Genomic DNA, 17,844 nt, shown 5'->3' with positions numbered 1-17,844 from the left:
TATTGACAAAATTCACAATCTATTTTATGCCTAAATGTCACGCTTTTTCCTTTGGCAGAATCTTTGCGAATAAAAAGGAAAATAAAGATTGAATTATGGAAAATCAGGATATTAACGAAGAAAGCATCAATAACCAAGAAGATACGAAGATTCAGAACGAAACAGCATCTGAAGACAATGTGACAGTTCAACCTACTGCAGAGGAACTTTTGGCAGAAGAAAAAGACCGTTACATCAGATTATACGCTGAATTTGAAAATTATAAAAAAAGAACCAGCAAAGAGAAGATGGAATTCTTCCAATATGCAAATCAGGACATGATGGTTTCTATGCTTGGTGTTTTGGATGATTTCGAAAGAGCAATTAAAGAAATTGCCAAAAACGGAAATCCTGCCGACCTACAAGGTGTTGAATTGATTTATAACAAATTCAAAAATAAACTAACTGAAAAAGGGTTAAAAGCAATGGAAGTAAGAGCTGGAGACAGTTTTAACGTAGACTTCCATGAAGCCATTACTCAGATCCCTGCTCCTTCAGAAGATTTGAAAGGGAAAATCGTAGACGTAATCGAAACCGGATATACTTTAGGTGATAAAGTGATTCGTTTTGCAAAAGTAGTAACAGGAAATTAAAACATAAGCAATAAGTAATGGGTAATAAGCAATTTGAATATTACCCATTTCTCATTACTAATTACTCATATAAAGATGTCAAAAAGAGATTATTACGAGGTTCTTGAGATCAGCAAATCTGCATCAGCCGACGAGATAAAGAAAGCATACCGTAAAATGGCTATCAAGTTTCACCCAGATAAAAATCCGGGTGATAAGGAAGCTGAAGAAAAGTTTAAAGAAGCTGCAGAAGCTTACGAAGTTCTGAGCGACGAACAAAAACGTGCAAGATACGATCAGTTCGGACACGCAGGAATGGGTGGAAACGGCGGCTTTGGCGGTGGCGGTTTCGGCGGCGGAATGAACATGGAAGATATTTTCAGCCAGTTTGGAGATATTTTCGGTGGTGGATTCGGTGGTTTTGGTGGCGGCGGCGGTCGTCAGCAAGTGAAGGGTTCTAATTTAAGAATCAGAATCAAGCTAAACCTTGAAGAAATGGTCAACGGAACGCAGAAAACCATTAAAGTTAAAAAAATGAAGATGGCAGAAGGTGCTACTTCAAAAACATGTCCTACTTGTGGTGGTTCCGGAGTTCAGATGAAAGTAATGAACACCATGTTCGGCCAAATGCAGACTCAAACCACTTGTGGAAATTGTCAGGGAATCGGAAAAGTTGCCGATAAAATTCCGGCAGGAGCCAATGCACAAGGACTAATCAAAGACGAAGAAGAAATCACAATCAACATTCCTGCAGGAGCAAGAGACGGCATCCAGCTTAATGTAAGAGGTAAAGGTAACGATGCTCCTTTTGGTGGTATTCCTGGAGATCTATTAGTGATTGTTGAGGAAGAAGTAGATAAAGTAATCAAAAGAGAGGGCGATAATCTTCATCAGGAATTATATGTTTCTTTTGCTGAAGCAGCTTTAGGAACTAAAAAAGAGGTTCCAATCGTTGGTGGAAAAGTAAAAATCACCGTAGATGCAGGAACTCAATCCGGAAAAATCTTAAGATTAGCAGGAAAAGGGCTTCCAAGTATTGACAGCTATGGCAAAGGTGATATGTTTATCCACATCAATGTCTGGACTCCGCAAAAACTAACGAAAGAACAAAAGGAGTTTTTCGAGAATCAAATGAACAGCGGAGAAATGGTTGCAGAACCATCCGGAAAGGAAAAAACTTTCTTTGATAAAGTGAAAGATTTATTCAACTAATCATATTAGAAGAGGCTTAATTTTTAAGTCTCTTTTTTATTATTATAGCTTCATCCCATCTTCTTTTCTATAATCGTAGAACATATTAACAGAATGGCTTGATAAGGTTCACTTCACTAAGTTCAAAGAACTCTCTATATCTTGTATTCAACTTAAAACCAAAGCGCGGCTTCAAAAATTTGAAGCCGCGCTTTGGTTTATTATTTATCAAATTTCTATTTTCTTTTAACTAAGGAAACAGCACCTTTTCCCATTGTGAAAATTGCAACGCCAATCAATCCTCCAGCAAGTCCCAAAATAACTTCTTTTAAAACAGTAAGAACTCCATTGGAAGACCAAGACTCTAGGAAATGGTGAAGAAATTCCACTCTGTGAGCAAAAATACCTCCTGCAACCATGATCAAAGCAATCGTACCAATCACTCCTAAAGCTTTAATAACAATAGGTAAAGCTTTTACCAGTAAATGTCCCAATGTTCCGAAAAAACCTTTGTCATTACTTTTTTTAATTAATTTAAATCCGGCATCATCCATTCTTACAATTAAAGCAACAATTCCGTATACTCCAACCGTCGCAATGAATGCCACCAAACTCGTCACCAAAATCTGTGTAATGAAAGGGTGATTTTCTTCTAAAACCGTTCCTAAAGCAATGATGACAATTTCAATCGATAAAATAAAATCTGTAGTAATTGCAGATTTCACCTTTGACTTTTCTAATTCTTCGTCACTTTTTTCGTCTTCTATAATTTCTTCAACAACTTCATGGCCTTCTTTCTCTCTGTGAAAAAGAAATTCTATAATTTTTTCAACTCCTTCAAAAGCCAGATATAATCCTCCTAAAATCAATACATAATTAATTGCCGGAGCATACAACCAGTTAAGAAAAAATACAACAGGCAGAATGATCAATTTGTTGATGAATGAACCTTTGGTGATCGCCCACAACACGGGTAATTCTCTTGAAGACAGGAAACCCGTAGCTTTTTCAGCATTTACAGCTAAGTCATCTCCTAAGATTCCCGCTGTTTTTTGAGTTGCTATCTTACTTGTAACCGCCACATCATCCATCAAAGCTGCGATATCATCCAAGATTGCAAAAAAACCAGATGCCATAAAATTTTAATATTTTTTTAATAATTGTTAAAGAGCAAAAATAATTATTTAATTTGGTTTTTAGGAGGATGAAAACTAAAAAAACTAATTATTTCTGATAAAAAATCATATTGCTTGTCCTATTGATTTTCTGTACATTTATTGTATGAAAAAGCTCATTCTCAGGTACCATTTTTTTGTATTAGGATGCATTACGTTTGTTTTAAATTCATGTAATACCAAATTTAGGGTTTGGGTGGGCAGCAACAGCCAGAAAGTTTACAACTTAAAATACGGCGAAGATAAAAGGCAAAAAATGGATGTTTTTTTGCCCGAAAATTATTCTGAAGACAGCCCAATTGTCTTAATCGTACATGGAGGCGCCTGGAAATACGGAAGAAAAGAACACATGATCCAGATTCAGAAAATGCTTTTTAAGAATAATATTCCGAGCATCAACATGAATTATCGCTTGGTTTCAAAAAAAATCACCTACAAAGATCAGCTGGAAGATATAAGTGATGCTATAGAAAAATTCAATTCCTTAGCTCATAAAGCAGATTTAAAACCTAATAATTACATTCTTTTAGGGGAAAGTGCAGGCGGACATTTGGCTTTACTTTACGGGTATCAAAATCCTGATAAGATCAAAAAAATCATTTCTTTGAGCGGTCCCACAGATTTTTATTCTTCTGACTATTTACAATCTTTTTATTCAAAATACACTTCCAATACTATACAAAAAGTAGTAGGCACAAAATTCAACCGCAAAAATTTATCTGAAGATTTTGAAAAAGCGAGCCCGATTGCCAATACTTCTAATGTTCCGACTTTATTATTTCAGGGAAATCATGATTTTTTAGTGAATCAACAACAGGGTTTAACATTAGATTCTGTTCTTACAGCCAAAGATATTCCCCATAAATTGGTTTTTATGAAGAATACAGGTCATGCGCCAAGATTTTTCAGTAAAAAGAAAAGAGACAGTATTATTTACCCTAATATTTTGGAATGGATTAGAAAGTAGTTTTTTGTATCTATCATCCTGACGAGGTTGGAGCCTATTTAAAATTTAAGAATTTTATTTTTTATTGCGAATGAATTTTACCATTAAGATACCTTAAGATTTTTAGAATATTAAGCTAGGTTTTCACTTTAAGGATATTTCATTTATAAAAATCTTTGATTTTGTTCTTAATTAAACTTAACAACTTAATAAAGCTTAACGGTTTAATAAAAATTTAAAAAGACTTATAATTATTCAAATTTTACGGTTCATAATCTTTAACCCAGGTATTATTAATTACAGATTCTTCAATTCGTTTCACTACTTTCAGAATGACAGTATTCCCGATTAGAATGATCGATTAGAAGATCTGTCAAAAAAATAACCCGCTTCAAAAAAGCAGGTTATCATATATTTTAAAATTAAATTCTATTTAATGTCTTCGTCAAAATCATGATTTTCATATTTCGAAAAATCTTCTTTCTTTCCGAATAAAAACTTAACAATCACCGGTACTGTTGTTACTAAAACAATAACAATAATGATAAGTTCCAGTTTCTTTTTAAGATCAATTCCAAACTGATCCATGAATAATTTATCCAGGTAATGTCCTGCAAAAATTAACAGGAAAGACCATAAAACAGCTCCAATTATGTTGTCTCTTAGGAAATCTTTTTTATCCATTTTCACAATTCCTGCAATAATGGGTGTAAAAGTTCGTACTACAGGTAAAAATCTAGCCATAATGATTGCTAAAGCTCCGTTTTTTTCGAAAAACTCATGAGCCTGATATAAATGTTTTTTCTTGAAAAGCATCGTATCTTGCTTCTTATATAAAGCAGGACCTGTTTTACGTCCGAAATAATATCCTATTTCGTTTCCAATAATGGCTGCAATCGCAACTGCCGAAGCTAAAATAGTTGTATCTAAGAAATCACTTCCTGTAGAACCAAAGGTTTCCGAAATAATTTTCACTGCATAAATTCCCGATACAAAAAGAAGAGAATCTCCGGGAAGGAAAAAACCTATAAATAATCCCGTTTCCGCAAAAATAATAAATAAAATAAGCCAAAATCCCCCATTATTTATATAAAACTCCGGGTTTAATAAATCCTTCCAACTATTGAAATCTTCCATAACTATTGATGTGAAACAAAAATAAGCTTAATAAAATTCAAAAGGAAATATATTAGCATATTTTAACGAAAATTCAGATATGATTTTTATAAGTCCAGATCATCATCAGAAACCGCAGTTCCATCAGCCATCAGAAACGCTTTCAGGAATGGAGTAAGATTTCCGTTCATTACAGAATCTACATCCGAAGTTTCATATCCGGAACGTACATCTTTTACCAATTTATATGGGTGCATCACGTAGTTTCTGATCTGACTTCCCCATTCGATCTTCATTTTATTGGCTTCAATTTCGTTACGGGCTTTCATACGCTCTTCCAATTCCATTTCATATAGTCTTGAACGAAGCAACTGCATTGCTTTTTCTTTATTCTGAAGCTGCGAACGGGATTCTGAGTTTTCAATAATAATTCCTGTAGGAGCGTGACGAAGACGAACCGCTGTTTCTACCTTGTTTACGTTCTGACCTCCTGCTCCGGAAGACCTCATCGTTTCAAATGAAATATCAGCAGGATTGATATTAATTTCTATAGTATCATCTACCAAAGGATAAACATATACGGAAACGAAACTGGTATGACGTTTTGCATTAGAATCGAAAGGTGAAATCCTTACCAATCTGTGAACTCCGTTTTCTCCTCTAAGGTAACCGAAAGCAAATTCTCCTTCGATTTCCAACGTCACGGTTTTTACTCCGGCAACATCTCCTTCCTGAAAATTCAGTTCACGGATTTTATAGCCTTGCTTTTCAGCCCACATCGTATACATTCTCATCAGCATAGAAGCCCAGTCACAACTTTCCGTCCCACCTGCTCCTGCTGTAATTTGCAGTACTGCAGAAAGTTCATCTCCTTCATTGGAAAGCATATTTTTAAACTCAAGATCTTCAATTTTTTCAACCAATAACGGAAAAGCTTCATCCAGTTCTTTTTCAGAATCCGGATCTTCTTTAGCAAAGTCCATTAACACCTGTATATCTTCAAACTGGGTATTGATCTCATCATACGCTTCGACCCATTTTTTCTTGGAACGAAGTTGTTTTAAAAATGCTTCAGCCGTTTTCGGATTATCCCAGAACTCAGGAGCGGCAGTTTTCTCATCATCATTCGCAATTTCTATCTTCTTTTTATCAATTTGAAGGTATTTATGTAAGTCCTCTATTCTTGATTGAATTTCTTTTATCTGGTCGTTGTTGATCACGATTTTTTTATTTTTGGCAAAAATACGGATAAAATTACGAGTAATGAATAGTGTTGCAATGAGTAATATTTTTCAGGTATACTTACTTTATTAAAACTGTAATAAATAAAAACTACTCCTTAATGGTTTTAGCTTCAAACATTTTCTCCAGATCTTTTTTCGATTTCTTACTTTCAATTTTAAAACCAAGCATTGTTAAGAGATAGACAAATAACAGCATGGATAGAGGAAAAAAAACGTCAACAGATATTCTTTTAGCTTCTATTAATGTGATCATGAGGAAAAAAATAACGAAAGAACACCAAAATATTAAGAAAACAAATACTCCCCAATGTAACTTCATTTTAACCTCAACCAGGGTTTCATTGCTACTCTTTTGAATAATACCGGTTATTTGGGGAAGAAAAGAATTTCTGTTTTTTATAATTCTATTAATTTCAAAACTATTTTCATTAATGTACCCTTCGTATTCTTTTGTCGATGTATTATTAAATTGAAGGAGTTTTCTTTTAGCTCCCACATTATCAGAAAGTATTCTAATGACGTCTTGTTCTGATAAATTTGTCTTATAAATCAAATGCTCAAAAGGTAAATATCTCATTTATCCAATTTTATTTAAATCATTTCAGCAACAATTTCTCCAATTTTCGGAGCCAAAGCCACTCCCATTCCGGAAAGTCGTACCGCGCAAAACTGTTTTTCAGAAATTTGTTTTACAACAGGTGTTTTTTCTGAACCCATCGCCATAATTCCCGACCATCGCATAGCAATTTCAACGTCGTTTTGATTGGGTACAATTACTTCTTTTAAAAAGTTCTCTAAATGATTTTGCAAAAATTCTGTAGTTTCAAAAGCAGTTGTTTCCTCTGTTGTAAAATCTTGATTTCTTCCACCACCTAATAAAATACGATCTCCGAGGTTTCTGAAATAATAAAACCCTTCATCATAATGGAAAGTTCCTTTTAGTTTTAAATTTTCAATAGGTTCAGTTAGAATAATCTGTCCACGGGCTGGAATAATTTCTTCTTTTTTTAAAAACCGGGAAGCAAAAGCATTGGTACAATGGATCAATTGATCCGATTTAATTGAAAAATTCTTAGAAAGCTTGACTTCAATTTCATTTACATCTTCAACAATATCCTCAACTTCAGTTCCAAAAAGAAACTCAACTTTAAGCTCATGACATTTTTCCACCAATTTCTGCAACAGCTTTCCGGAATGCAGACTTCCTTCACACGGATTTTCAACTAAATATTCAGATTTACCGAGTCCAAATTCTTTAATTTTATTTTGATTCAGAAAGTATGTTTTTTCTATTCCTGTAATGGATTTAAGCTTTTCGTTAACCTCATCAATTCTTAGTAAGGGTTCATTAGTATTCAAAATTTCAAAACCACCACTTAATTCAAAATCAATATCAGTATTTTCAAAATAGGTCTGAATTTTCTGCAAACCCTCAAACCTCATCTTTACAAGGTTCAGTGTTTTTTCCCAACCCATTTTCTCGGCATCAGCAATCACTTCCGTTAAACTCCCAAAACAGGCAAAACCAGCATTTCTCGTCGAAGCACCCAACGGAACTGAATTTCGTTCGATAATCAAAACTGATTTTTCAGGATATTTTTCTTTGATCGAAATCGCAGTCCATAATCCTGTAAAACCAGCTCCGATAACAACGATATCGCGCTTTCTGTAAAATGTTTCGAGCTCCCAAACGCTGATCATGAGTAATGAGTAATTGGTAATGAGTACTATTTTGTGAATGGACAATCTGCTTTGCTTGTGAATTTTTAATTCTGATCGATTAAATTATAAAATTGACAATTGACTTGCAAAGCAAAATTCACAAGCGAAGCGAATTCATATAAATTATCCTTGGCTCTTCTCTTCTTCGTCTCCGTTATGATGAAAACCGATTGCTCTTCTAGGTTCTTCCACTACTTTGTATGCATCTAATTCAGTTTTTAAACTTTGAACTCGATACTGAAACTGATCAAAATTATTAATGATCACATCGCTCAAAAATCTGGCTACCTGATCCAGATATTCTTCAGTCAGTTTTCCTGCAGCATCTCTTAGAGCTCCATTCAAAAGGTTTCTATCGATTTTTAGATTCTCGTTCTTGGTTCTTTGATATAGATTTTTTATTCTCTTTTTCAGACTCTGGGTAAAATCAATCAGCATTGTATTGCTAAAAGCTTTCATCTGAGAGGCAACTTCATGCCAAAAAGGAACTTTATCTGCTTTATTATTTTTAAGAATCTGGTACAGCAAAGAATCACCTTCCAATCCTCTTGTCATTGCAAACAGAATAATTTCAGAGCGCTCAGCTGCATTGGGTGGAAATACGGGAATCATCACATCGAATCTTCCGGGAGCTAAAATTTCCTCATCAATTTCAGATACAGAATTTGCAGAACCTACCATCAATAGATCTTCCTGTTCAAATTTGCTGATATAATGAAGAATAATTTCCTGTGTTTCCAGGTTACATGAAGCAACATTAGTTTCAGGGGTTCTTTCCAGCATAATTTCATCAAAATCATCCAAGAAAAGTAACACTTTATCTTCTTTCATCATTGTTAAAAGAAAATCGTTAAAGTTGGTTTTGTTGCCATCTACAAACGAAGTTCCCAGATAATGTTTTTTCACCTCTTTGAACTGATAGCCTATAATTTCCGCTATTTTATTGGCCCAAAAAATTTTTCCACTTCCAGGAGGACCGTACAAAATAATTCCAGCTGGTTTATTAATGCCCCAATCTTTAATTTGTTGAGGATTTAAAAAAGGTTCTAAAACACCTGATATATGGAAAAACAAATCTCTGTAACCGATAAAATCCCTCTGTTTAAGACTTACTTTATGTCCGAAATAGTTGTAGACAAACTCATAATTTCCGCCTAATTTATTATCAATTCCGTAGCTTGAAATGGAAGATTTAAAAAGTCCGTTATCAAAAATATTCGGGTTGCTTTCCTTGATTGCCTTTTCTACTTTATCCTTCGGCTGCTTGATGGTTTCGGCAATTTGCTCTAGTGTTTTATTTTTATCTAAATCTTTTTCATAAATCTTTAAAAACTCAATATTTTCTCTGGCAAATTTTTCAAAGTCTTCTTTCACTTCAAAATTGGTGCTGATACAAACCCCTAATTCAAGATCAAAATCCTGAATAAACTGTTTTATCGCTTCCGCCGAAACTTTCAATTCTTTTGCTAATTCAATTAACTTCATAGTGACTGATTAATTCTATCAAATTTAGGGTATTTAGGATAAATGTAAATTGATTTATGATAATTCTGTAACATTTTGTAAAAAACATACACTACTACTATGTAAAACAAATTACATGGAAAAAATTTTGTCAGTAAAGAATTTAACTAAAAAATTCAAAAGAATCGTTGTAAACAATATCTCCTTCGATGTAGAAAAAGGCAATGTTTATGGACTTCTGGGACCTAACGGAAGCGGAAAATCCACCACTTTCGGGATGCTGCTTTCAACCATAAACCCTACAAGCGGAGATTGGTACTGGTTTGGTAAAAAAGGAACAGATTCCGAAACATTAAAAAAAATCGGAGCGATTATCGAACAACCCAATTTCTATCCTTATTTAAGTGCAGAAGTCAACCTGAAAATCGTTGCAGAAATTAAAGGAACTCCGTTTCAGAGAATTGATGAAGTATTGAGTATAGTTGGTCTTCTAGAAAGAAAAAAAGACACTTTTAAAACTTTTTCTCTGGGAATGAAACAACGTTTAGCAATTGCTTCGGCAATGCTTAATAATCCTGAAGTTTTAATTTTGGATGAACCTACTAACGGGCTGGATCCTGAAGGAATTATCCAAATCAGAGAAATCATCAACAATATTGCAAAACAAGGCATTACCATTATTATTGCCAGTCACCTTTTAGATGAAATTGAAAAAATATGCAGCCATGTGATCGTTTTAAAAGAAGGAAATTCTATCTACTGTGGAAGAGTAGACGAAATGACGAACAGCCATGGATATTTTGAGCTGAAAGCCGATAACAAAACAGCACTTATTCAAACACTGGAAGAGATCCATTGGTTTAGCTCTATCGACAGTGAGGGCGATACCATAAAAGCTCACATTCGTGAAGATGCTTCCGTTTCAGCTTCTACACTCAACCAAAAACTGGCTGAAAAAGGTATTTTCTTATCCCATTTAGTTAAGAAAAAACTATCGTTAGAATCTCAATTCCTTGAACTTGTAAAAAACACAAATTAATCATGACAAAACTATTAAAACTAGAATATTACAAAAACCTGAATTACAGACCATTCAAGGTTTTTACGATCTTATATTTCGCCATTCTTATCGTATTCCTTTTCATTGGATTAATTGATTTTGATCTTTTTGGAGAGCCCGTTAATTTGAAAGAACAAGGAATTTATAATTTTCCGGAAATCTGGAATTTCACGACTTGGATTGTCGCTTTATTGAAAATTTTCTTAGGATTGATTATTGTTTTCTCCATCTGTCAGGAATTCAGTGACCGAATGTTCAAACAAAATACGATTGACGGATTAAGCAGAAAAGAATTTATTGGTTCAAAATTACTGACGATCAGCATTTTTACCATAGTTTCAACGGTAGTCGTATTTGCAATCACAATGTTTTTAGGATATCGATACTCCAACACAACAGAGTCTGCAAAAGTTTTTGAAGAAATTTTCTTTGTCGGAAATTACTTTTTAAAACTGTTCACATTCTTCTGTTTCCTGATGTTTCTTTCTATTTTACTGAGAAAATCAATTTTTGTATTTCTTGCATTTTTTGTTTTCTGGATCGGAGAAAGCATCTTATCCGGTATTGAAGTTTTCACAAAAATAAGAGGATTACAGGGCGCTCAAAGAAACGAAGTTTTACAAAATGACTTTTTTATATCCCACCTATTGCCTTTGGAGAGCATGTCGAATCTTATTCCCAATCCAATGGCAAGATTAAATATGGCCAAAATGATGGGCATAAAATATGAATTCCATTACCCAACAGAAAGCTTAATTGCCTGTCTGGTTTGGTGTTCGATTTTCATTTTCGGATCTTACTGGATTTTGAAAAAGAGAGATTGGTAATTCTCCAAATCAATACTTTAAAATATTTAAAAGTGGTTCTATTTTTGAGCCACTTTTTATTTTATATTTAAACTTACAATTAAGAAAAACAAATGATTCAGCTTTCTGCTTCCAAAATTATAAAAGTCTGTTTTTTAACATTAGCTTTTCTGTGCTTATCCTGTTCTGATCAAAAGAAAAATACTTTTAAATTTTTCACATCTTCAAATGAGGAAAAACCTTCTTTAAACATTCAGAAAACCAACAAAAAAGCTGAAGAAGCCTTATCATTTTGTAAACAGAAAAAGTTCAATACCGATTTTTGTATTTTGATCGATATGAGTTTACATTCAGGCGTAAACCGTTTTTTCATTTATGATTTTAATGAAAAGAAAATCACAAAAAAATATCTTGTAGGTCATGGTTGCGGAAACTATATCTGGAGCTGGGCACAATCAAAAGACAGTCCGGGTTTTAGCAATGAAGACGGAAGCCATCTTTCTTCCCTTGGAAAATATAAAATCGGAGAAAGAGGCGTAAGTGAATGGGGAATCAAAGTAAAATATTTAATGCATGGCTTAGAAGAAACCAATAACAATGCACTGAAAAGAGCCATCGTTTTTCACTCCTGGGAAAAAATGGAAGATAATGAGATCTATCCTCAAGGTTCACCCGAAGGTTGGGGTTGCCCCACCGTTTCAAACAATGCATTAAGAGAAATCGATCCTATCTTACAAGAAACATCCAAACCGGTTCTGATGTGGATTTACAATTAAAAAAGACTGCCTTTCGACAGTCTTAAAAAACACCTCACTTAATTATATATTTACTTCTTATCTTTTTCAAGTAAAGAAATATACTCTTCATACCCTTTCTCTTTCATTTCCGCTTTCGGGATAAACTTCAAAGAAGCAGAATTGATACAGTAACGAAGTCCGCCTTTGTCTTCAGGTCCATCATTGAAAACGTGTCCCAAATGCGCATCTCCTGTTTTACTTCTCACCTCTACTCTTGTCATTCCGTGAGAACGGTCTAATTTTTCGTCAATTAATTTTTTAGTAATCGGTTTCGAAAAACTTGGCCATCCACAACCCGATTCAAACTTATCCGTTGAAATAAATAAAGGCTCTCCTGTTGTAATATCCACATAAATTCCTTCGCGTGTTTCGTCCCAATATTCATTTTGAAAAGCTCTTTCCGTACCGTTTTCCTGTGTTACATTATATTGTTCAGCTGTTAATTCTTTTTTTAAGACAGCTTTATCTTGTTTTTGATATTTCATTTCTTTTGTTTGCTTTTTGGGAAGCGGATTTGCATTTCTTGCCATTTCAAAAAGTCCCGGCTCGATGTGACAATACCCTCCCGGATTTTTATCTAAATAATCCTGATGATAATCTTCCGCTTTATAGAAATTTTTCAAAGGAATCGTTTCTACCACAACCGGTTTGCTGTAATTTTTGGCTAATTTCTCAACCTCAGCTTTTACAATCGCTTCTGTTTCTTTATCAGTTGAATAAATTCCCGTTCTGTACTGATCTCCTCTGTCATTTCCTTGTTTGTCAATACTCGTAGGATCAATTGTTTTAAAATACAGATCAATTAATAATTTTAAATCTACCTGTTCAGGATCATATTTTACTTTTACCGTTTCTGCAAACCCCGTTGTATGGCTTACCACTTCTTCATACGTTGGATTGACTTTGTTTCCATTGGCATATCCAACTTCTGTTCCTACCACTCCGCGAATTTGTTGAAAAAAGTGTTCTGTTCCCCAAAAACACCCTCCTGCAAAATAAACTTCTTTTACATTTCTATTGTCCATATTGGTCTCATTTTCTTTTTTAATTTCTGTGGATGTTGGCTTGGCATCTCCACAACTTGTAGCAAAAACCGCTATCCCCAGAATTACTCCAAGCAGTATTAATATGTTTTTCATTTTTATCTTATTATTTGTAATCATTTTTTCCATTTAAAATCATTAAACCAAACCCCAAAAGCATCAGATCTTTTAAGATAAAGAAATCCGTAACCGGAACTCCGTCTACGATTTTCCACATTCCCGGAGTGGTAAATAAGTAACTCAATGTTGTAAGAAAAGTTACCATCATTCCGATAGCAGCATACTTCCTGAGTGATGCAAATTTCACACTAAATATTAATAGTAAAGCAATGATAATTTCTATCGTACCGATAGCATTTGACACTGTTTGCACACTTACGATATCATATACGAAAAAAGTGAGAAAATGGTTTTCTACCAGATTTTTTATTCCGCTTGCTTCTGTGGGGGTGAATTTGAAAATTCCGATCCAAAGCAAGGTTAATGCAGAGCCGAAAAGCGAGATATAATATCCGATCCTGCCCGTTCGGTTTTCTTTGTTGATTTCTAATAAAGTTCCGTTCATTTTGATGATTTTGAAATTAATACTTTGTTATTTTCAAAAGTATAGTCGGAACAAATTCAAAATCCTGACACCATTTTTATTAAATATCTAAATTTTTGAATACTTTTTCTTTAAAGTCCTGAATTTCAGAATTATTAATTTCATTCTTTCTCTCCTGAGAAAGTTTCCTTTTTAAAATATCATCTAAAATTTCCAGTTTTTGTTTGTAGGCTCTGCACCATTTACAGATTTTCAGATGCAGGTTGAGTTTCCAGTTCTCTGCTGGAGAAATGTTTTCAGCATTGCGCTTTTCCATGAGTAAAGTAACTTCACTGCATGGTAAAAAGATCATATGTATTAGTTTTTTAAACATTTTTTCAATCTCTTATGATTTTGCAAACCAGTTAAATTCCAGACACTCTCGCAACTGCATTCGGCTTCGCTGTAAAATCTTCCAAAGATTAGTCGTAGAAATATCCAATTCCTGACTCACTTCAGGTGCTTTTTTTTCTTCAAGATAATACATTTTCATCGGAATCTTCCATCTGGAGGGTAAATCTTCAAGACAATCTTCCAATGTTTTATTAAAATCTTTATCGTCGAGAAGCTCGGTTTCTTTGTTGGAAACATTCCAATCATGAAGGACATCATCATTTTTCCACGAACCGGTTTCATCAAAAAAATGGTCTAGTTTTATATATGGTTCCGATTTATATTTTTTGCGATAAAAATCAGCAACTTTTCTATTCAAAATTGTCATCAGCCAAGTCAACGGTTGACTTTTCCCTTCAAAAGAATCATACGACGAAAAAGCCGAAATAAATACTTCCTGAACAACATCTTCTGCCTCAACTTTATCCGAAAGCAGATGCACTGCCCTTCTCAACAACGGTTCGGAATATTGTTCTATCCAGTTTTTGATGGTTTCGTTTTTTGTCATATTAAATATTATTTTATTTACCCGCAGATTTCTTGGTTTTCCACAGATGATTATGTTAAAAAATCCTTGAGTTTTTTATTTAATATTAAAACGAATATAAAAAGTTAAATGCTAAACTGCAAAAAAATCTACAATCCGAAAATTCCCTTCCTCCGGAGGGGTGGCGAAAATTCGAAAGAATTTTTGACGGGGTGGTTATCAACAATGGCAATTTTCTAATCCCTAAAAAACATATCAAATTTCATATCCTACTTTCAAATATCAAATATTTGCCACAAAATCAGCTAAAAATAGTAAATTTGCATCTTATCAAAAATTTGTAAAAAGCAAAGCAATATATCATTATGACATCACAAGAGATTCGTCAAAAATTTTTAGATTATTTTCAAAGTAAAGGTCACCTTATCGTTCCTTCTGCTCCTATCGTGCTGAAAGACGACCCTACTCTTATGTTTTCCAACTCAGGAATGACGCAGTTCAAAGATTATTTTTTAGGATACAAAGAACCTAAAGCCTCTAGAATTGCCGATACACAAAAATGTCTGAGAGTTTCCGGAAAACATAACGACTTGGATGATGTAGGTAGAGATACCTATCACCACACCATGTTTGAGATGTTGGGGAACTGGTCTTTTGGTGATTATTTTAAAAAAGATGCTATTGCTTTTGCCTGGGAATTATTGACTGAAGTTTACGGAATTCCGAAAGAAAACCTGTATGTAACGATTTTCGAAGGAGACGCTTCTGAAAACTTGGAAAGAGATCAGGATGCATACGACTATTGGAAAGCCGTAATTTCCGAAGACAGAATTATCAACGGAAATAAAAAAGATAACTTCTGGGAAATGGGAGCAAGCGGACCTTGTGGACCTTGTTCTGAAATCCATGTTGATTTAAGAACTGAAGAAGAAAAAGCAAAAGTTTCAGGACTTGAATTGGTGAATAACGATCATCCTCAAGTTGTGGAAATCTGGAACTTGGTTTTCATGCAGTACAACCGTAAAGCAGACGGAAGCTTAGAAAATCTTCCTGCAAAACATATTGATACCGGGATGGGATTCGAACGTCTTTGTATGGCGCTTCAGGGAAAATCTTCAAACTACGACACCGATGTTTTCACACCCTTGATTGCTAAAGTTGAAGAACTTTCAGGTAAAAAATACACCGGAGTTTTAGAAGACGAAAAAGATATTGCGATCCGTGTTGTGGTAGATCACATCAGAGCGGTTTCTTTTGCGATTGCAGACGGACAATTGCCTTCAAACGGAGGAGCAGGATATGTGATCAGAAGAATTTTAAGAAGAGGAATTTCTTATTCTTACAGATTCTTAGACAGAAAAGAGCCTTTCCTTTACAAATTGGTTGCTGTTTTACAGGAGCAAATGGGAGCATTCTTCCCTGAATTAGAAAAACAAGGCGTTTTAGTAACAGAAGTAATCAAAAGCGAAGAAGAATCTTTCTTAAGAACAATTGAAACAGGATTAATCCGAGTTGATAAATTAATTCAGCAGACTATTTCTGAAGGTAAAAAAGTGTTGCCAACGGAAGAAGTATTTGAATTATACGATACTTACGGTTTCCCTGATGATTTAACAAGAATTATTGCAGAGGAAAAAGGATTAACGATCGATGAAAAAGGATTTGAAGTTGCGTTAAATGAACAAAAACAGCGTTCAAAAGCTGATTCTGCTCAAAAAGTCTATGACTGGGTAGTTTTAGAAGATAAAGACGTAAATTTTGTGGGTTACGATCAGATAGAAGCTGAAACTTACATTACCAAATACAGAAAAGTAGAAAATAAAGACGGAGAATTTTATCAGGTTGTGTTAAGCAACACTCCTTTCTATCCAGAAGGAGGTGGACAGGTTGGTGATAAAGGTGTTCTTGAAAATGCTGCTGAAAGTTTTGAAGTATTGGAAACTAAAAAGGAAAATGGATTGATTATTTCATTAATCAACGGACTTCCGAAAGATGCAGGTGCCCTTTTCTATGCTAAAGTAAATGCCAGTGACAGAAAAAACTCTCAGGCCAACCACTCTGTGACTCACCTTTTACACGAAGCTTTAAGAGATGTTTTAGGAACTCACGTTGAACAAAAAGGTTCTTACGTTGGTCCTGATTATCTTCGTTTCGACTTCTCTCATTTCAACAAGATGACGGAAGAGGAACTGGCTTTGGTTGAAGAAAAAATAAATGCAAAAATCAGAGAAAGTATTGCTTTACAGGAATTCAGAAATATTCCGATTAAAGAAGCTTTGGACAGAGGAGCAATGGCTTTGTTCGGTGAAAAATATGGAGACAATGTGAGAATGATCCAATTCGGAAGCTCAAAAGAACTTTGTGGTGGAACTCACGTGAAAAATACGACCGAGATCGGTCACTTTAAAATCAATTCCGAAAGTTCTGCTGCGGCAGGAATCAGAAGAATTGAGGCAATTTCCGGAGATAAATCTGAGGAATACTTCAAAGGTTTAGAAAAACAGATTACTGAACTTTCTCAGCTATTAAAATCTAAAGATGTTGTACGTTCTATCGAAAAATTAATCGAAGAAAATGCTTCATTGAAATCTGAGGTTGATGCGCTGAAAAAAGAAAAAGCTAAAGGAGAAATCGGAGACTGGAAAAATGCTTACGAACAAAAAGGCGACAAACAGCTTTTAGTAAAGAAAACCTCTCTTGATGCTGGTTCTGTGAAAGACATCGTATTCCAGCTGAAGAAAGAAATTCATACTTCTGTAACCATTATCCTTTCCGATGCAGACGGAAAACCAATGATTACTGTTGGAGTTTCTGATGATCTGGCTGCAAACTACCAGGCTGGAGCAATTGTAAAAGATTTAGCTAAAGAAATCCAAGGCGGCGGCGGCGGAAACCCAGGTTTCGCAACTGCAGGAGGAAAAAATCTTGATGGGCTGGAAAATGCTTATCTGAAAGCTTTGAATATTTAATTAATTCTTACAAAGGATTTTCATCCAAAATACAAAAATCTCTTTCAGAACTGAAAGGGATTTTTGTATTTTATATTGAAAGCTAGCTGATAAATTTCCTGCAATTTATTTGACGAGCCACAAAGTGAATATTAAAAGCTAAAGAATTGAGATCTTAATTTTTTATTGGGAAGACCTCAAGAGGGTAAGTTTTGTTATATTGAGAAACAAATGATCTAGTTATGCAGTAGTGGAGAA

Annotated in this window: 17 protein-coding genes; 7 read left to right on the top strand and 10 right to left on the bottom strand. The window is 34.3% G+C overall.

Annotated elements, in window-relative coordinates:
• The first annotated feature begins 95 nt into the window (after window positions 1–95).
• On the top strand, window positions 96–632 hold the full coding sequence (locus LV842_RS08960) for a nucleotide exchange factor GrpE (RefSeq protein ID WP_233111106.1): 537 nt from the start codon (window positions 96–98) through the stop codon (window positions 630–632).
• A gap of 75 nt (window positions 633–707) precedes the next feature.
• A complete protein-coding gene (gene dnaJ, locus LV842_RS08955) occupies window positions 708–1,823 on the top strand; it encodes a molecular chaperone DnaJ (protein WP_233111105.1) in 1,116 nt (371 codons plus the stop codon).
• Window positions 1,824–2,038: 215 nt separating this feature from the next.
• Here dnaJ and LV842_RS08950 read toward each other — a convergent pair whose 3' ends face one another.
• Window positions 2,039–2,938 carry a DUF808 domain-containing protein gene (locus LV842_RS08950; RefSeq protein WP_233111104.1) on the bottom strand — a complete coding sequence of 300 codons (900 nt, stop codon included), beginning with the start codon at window positions 2,936–2,938 and terminating at the stop codon, window positions 2,039–2,041.
• A gap of 295 nt (window positions 2,939–3,233) precedes the next feature.
• Here LV842_RS08950 and LV842_RS08945 point away from each other — a divergent pair, with 295 nt between their 5' ends.
• Window positions 3,234–3,944 (top strand): alpha/beta hydrolase, encoded by a 711-nt coding sequence (locus tag LV842_RS08945; RefSeq protein ID WP_233111103.1) that lies wholly within the window; start codon window positions 3,234–3,236, stop codon window positions 3,942–3,944.
• Window positions 3,945–4,352: 408 nt separating this feature from the next.
• On the opposite strand, the gene LV842_RS08940 is transcribed toward LV842_RS08945, so the two are convergent.
• The 5 genes from LV842_RS08940 to LV842_RS08920 all read right to left on the bottom strand — a co-directional run bounded on the left by LV842_RS08940 (window position 4,353) and on the right by LV842_RS08920 (window position 9,490).
• Window positions 4,353–5,060, bottom strand: coding sequence for a DedA family protein (locus LV842_RS08940; protein WP_233111102.1), 708 nt, complete (start codon window positions 5,058–5,060; stop codon window positions 4,353–4,355).
• 86 nt (window positions 5,061–5,146) lie between these two features.
• Window positions 5,147–6,259 carry a peptide chain release factor 2 gene (gene prfB, locus LV842_RS08935; protein WP_233111101.1) on the bottom strand — a complete coding sequence of 371 codons (1,113 nt, stop codon included), beginning with the start codon at window positions 6,257–6,259 and terminating at the stop codon, window positions 5,147–5,149.
• Window positions 6,260–6,371: 112 nt separating this feature from the next.
• The gene (locus tag LV842_RS08930) at window positions 6,372–6,860 is read right to left on the bottom strand and encodes a hypothetical protein (protein ID WP_233111100.1); all 489 of its coding nucleotides are present in this window, start codon (window positions 6,858–6,860) and stop codon (window positions 6,372–6,374) included.
• Window positions 6,861–6,874: 14 nt separating this feature from the next.
• Window positions 6,875–7,984: an NAD(P)/FAD-dependent oxidoreductase gene (locus LV842_RS08925; RefSeq protein WP_233111099.1), complete on the bottom strand. Its 1,110-nt coding sequence runs from the start codon at window positions 7,982–7,984 to the stop codon at window positions 6,875–6,877.
• A gap of 144 nt (window positions 7,985–8,128) precedes the next feature.
• Window positions 8,129–9,490 carry an AAA family ATPase gene (locus LV842_RS08920; protein WP_233111098.1) on the bottom strand — a complete coding sequence of 454 codons (1,362 nt, stop codon included), beginning with the start codon at window positions 9,488–9,490 and terminating at the stop codon, window positions 8,129–8,131.
• A 115-nt stretch (window positions 9,491–9,605) separates the two neighbouring features.
• Here LV842_RS08920 and LV842_RS08915 point away from each other — a divergent pair, with 115 nt between their 5' ends.
• The 3 genes from LV842_RS08915 to LV842_RS08905 all read left to right on the top strand — a co-directional run bounded on the left by LV842_RS08915 (window position 9,606) and on the right by LV842_RS08905 (window position 12,111).
• On the top strand, window positions 9,606–10,508 hold the full coding sequence (locus LV842_RS08915; protein ID WP_233111097.1) for an ABC transporter ATP-binding protein: 903 nt from the start codon (window positions 9,606–9,608) through the stop codon (window positions 10,506–10,508).
• Between the two features lie 2 nt (window positions 10,509–10,510).
• The gene (locus tag LV842_RS08910; RefSeq protein ID WP_233111096.1) at window positions 10,511–11,356 is read left to right on the top strand and encodes an ABC transporter permease; all 846 of its coding nucleotides are present in this window, start codon (window positions 10,511–10,513) and stop codon (window positions 11,354–11,356) included.
• Between the two features lie 92 nt (window positions 11,357–11,448).
• Window positions 11,449–12,111 (top strand): murein L,D-transpeptidase catalytic domain-containing protein, encoded by a 663-nt coding sequence (locus LV842_RS08905; RefSeq protein WP_233111095.1) that lies wholly within the window; start codon window positions 11,449–11,451, stop codon window positions 12,109–12,111.
• Between the two features lie 50 nt (window positions 12,112–12,161).
• Here the strand turns inward: LV842_RS08905 and msrB are convergent, their stop codons facing one another.
• From msrB to LV842_RS08885, 4 genes are all read right to left on the bottom strand, one after another.
• Window positions 12,162–13,271 carry a peptide-methionine (R)-S-oxide reductase MsrB gene (gene msrB, locus LV842_RS08900; protein WP_394801208.1) on the bottom strand — a complete coding sequence of 370 codons (1,110 nt, stop codon included), beginning with the start codon at window positions 13,269–13,271 and terminating at the stop codon, window positions 12,162–12,164.
• A gap of 10 nt (window positions 13,272–13,281) precedes the next feature.
• Complete coding sequence (locus LV842_RS08895; RefSeq protein WP_233111094.1) at window positions 13,282–13,740, bottom strand: DUF417 family protein; 459 nt, start codon at window positions 13,738–13,740, stop codon at window positions 13,282–13,284.
• A gap of 79 nt (window positions 13,741–13,819) precedes the next feature.
• On the bottom strand, window positions 13,820–14,092 hold the full coding sequence (locus LV842_RS08890) for a hypothetical protein (protein ID WP_233111093.1): 273 nt from the start codon (window positions 14,090–14,092) through the stop codon (window positions 13,820–13,822).
• A gap of 12 nt (window positions 14,093–14,104) precedes the next feature.
• Window positions 14,105–14,659, bottom strand: coding sequence for a sigma-70 family RNA polymerase sigma factor (locus tag LV842_RS08885; protein ID WP_233111092.1), 555 nt, complete (start codon window positions 14,657–14,659; stop codon window positions 14,105–14,107).
• A 344-nt stretch (window positions 14,660–15,003) separates the two neighbouring features.
• On the opposite strand from LV842_RS08885, the gene alaS reads away from it, so the two are divergent.
• Entirely contained in the window at window positions 15,004–17,607 is a 2,604-nt protein-coding gene (alaS, locus tag LV842_RS08880) for an alanine--tRNA ligase (RefSeq protein ID WP_233111091.1), read from the top strand.
• Window positions 17,608–17,844 lie beyond the last annotated feature (237 nt).

The sequence above is a fragment of the Chryseobacterium gwangjuense genome, from assembly GCF_021311115.1.
GTDB lineage: Bacteria > Bacteroidota > Bacteroidia > Flavobacteriales > Weeksellaceae > Chryseobacterium > Chryseobacterium gwangjuense.
The sequence above is the reverse complement of the archived record's forward strand: the minus strand, read 5'-3'. Positions and strand labels throughout refer to the sequence as shown.

Bases quoted from the DNA above. Each gene is read 5' to 3' on its own strand.
- LV842_RS08960 (WP_233111106.1), top strand. From the start codon at position 96: ATGGAAAATCAGGATATTAACGAAGAAAGCATCAATAACCAAGAAGAT.
- dnaJ (WP_233111105.1), top strand. From the start codon at position 708: ATGTCAAAAAGAGATTATTACGAGGTTCTTGAGATCAGCAAATCTGCA.
- LV842_RS08950 (WP_233111104.1), bottom strand. From the start codon at position 2,938: ATGGCATCTGGTTTTTTTGCAATCTTGGATGATATCGCAGCTTTGATG.
- LV842_RS08945 (WP_233111103.1), top strand. From the start codon at position 3,234: ATGGATGTTTTTTTGCCCGAAAATTATTCTGAAGACAGCCCAATTGTC.
- LV842_RS08940 (WP_233111102.1), bottom strand. From the start codon at position 5,060: ATGGAAGATTTCAATAGTTGGAAGGATTTATTAAACCCGGAGTTTTAT.
- LV842_RS08930 (WP_233111100.1), bottom strand. From the start codon at position 6,860: ATGAGATATTTACCTTTTGAGCATTTGATTTATAAGACAAATTTATCA.
- LV842_RS08925 (WP_233111099.1), bottom strand. From the start codon at position 7,984: ATGATCAGCGTTTGGGAGCTCGAAACATTTTACAGAAAGCGCGATATC.
- LV842_RS08920 (WP_233111098.1), bottom strand. From the start codon at position 9,490: ATGAAGTTAATTGAATTAGCAAAAGAATTGAAAGTTTCGGCGGAAGCG.
- LV842_RS08915 (WP_233111097.1), top strand. From the start codon at position 9,606: ATGGAAAAAATTTTGTCAGTAAAGAATTTAACTAAAAAATTCAAAAGA.
- LV842_RS08910 (WP_233111096.1), top strand. From the start codon at position 10,511: ATGACAAAACTATTAAAACTAGAATATTACAAAAACCTGAATTACAGA.
- LV842_RS08905 (WP_233111095.1), top strand. From the start codon at position 11,449: ATGATTCAGCTTTCTGCTTCCAAAATTATAAAAGTCTGTTTTTTAACA.
- msrB (WP_394801208.1), bottom strand. From the start codon at position 13,271: ATGAAAAACATATTAATACTGCTTGGAGTAATTCTGGGGATAGCGGTT.
- LV842_RS08895 (WP_233111094.1), bottom strand. From the start codon at position 13,740: ATGAACGGAACTTTATTAGAAATCAACAAAGAAAACCGAACGGGCAGG.
- LV842_RS08890 (WP_233111093.1), bottom strand. From the start codon at position 14,092: ATGTTTAAAAAACTAATACATATGATCTTTTTACCATGCAGTGAAGTT.
- LV842_RS08885 (WP_233111092.1), bottom strand. From the start codon at position 14,659: ATGACAAAAAACGAAACCATCAAAAACTGGATAGAACAATATTCCGAA.
- alaS (WP_233111091.1), top strand. From the start codon at position 15,004: ATGACATCACAAGAGATTCGTCAAAAATTTTTAGATTATTTTCAAAGT.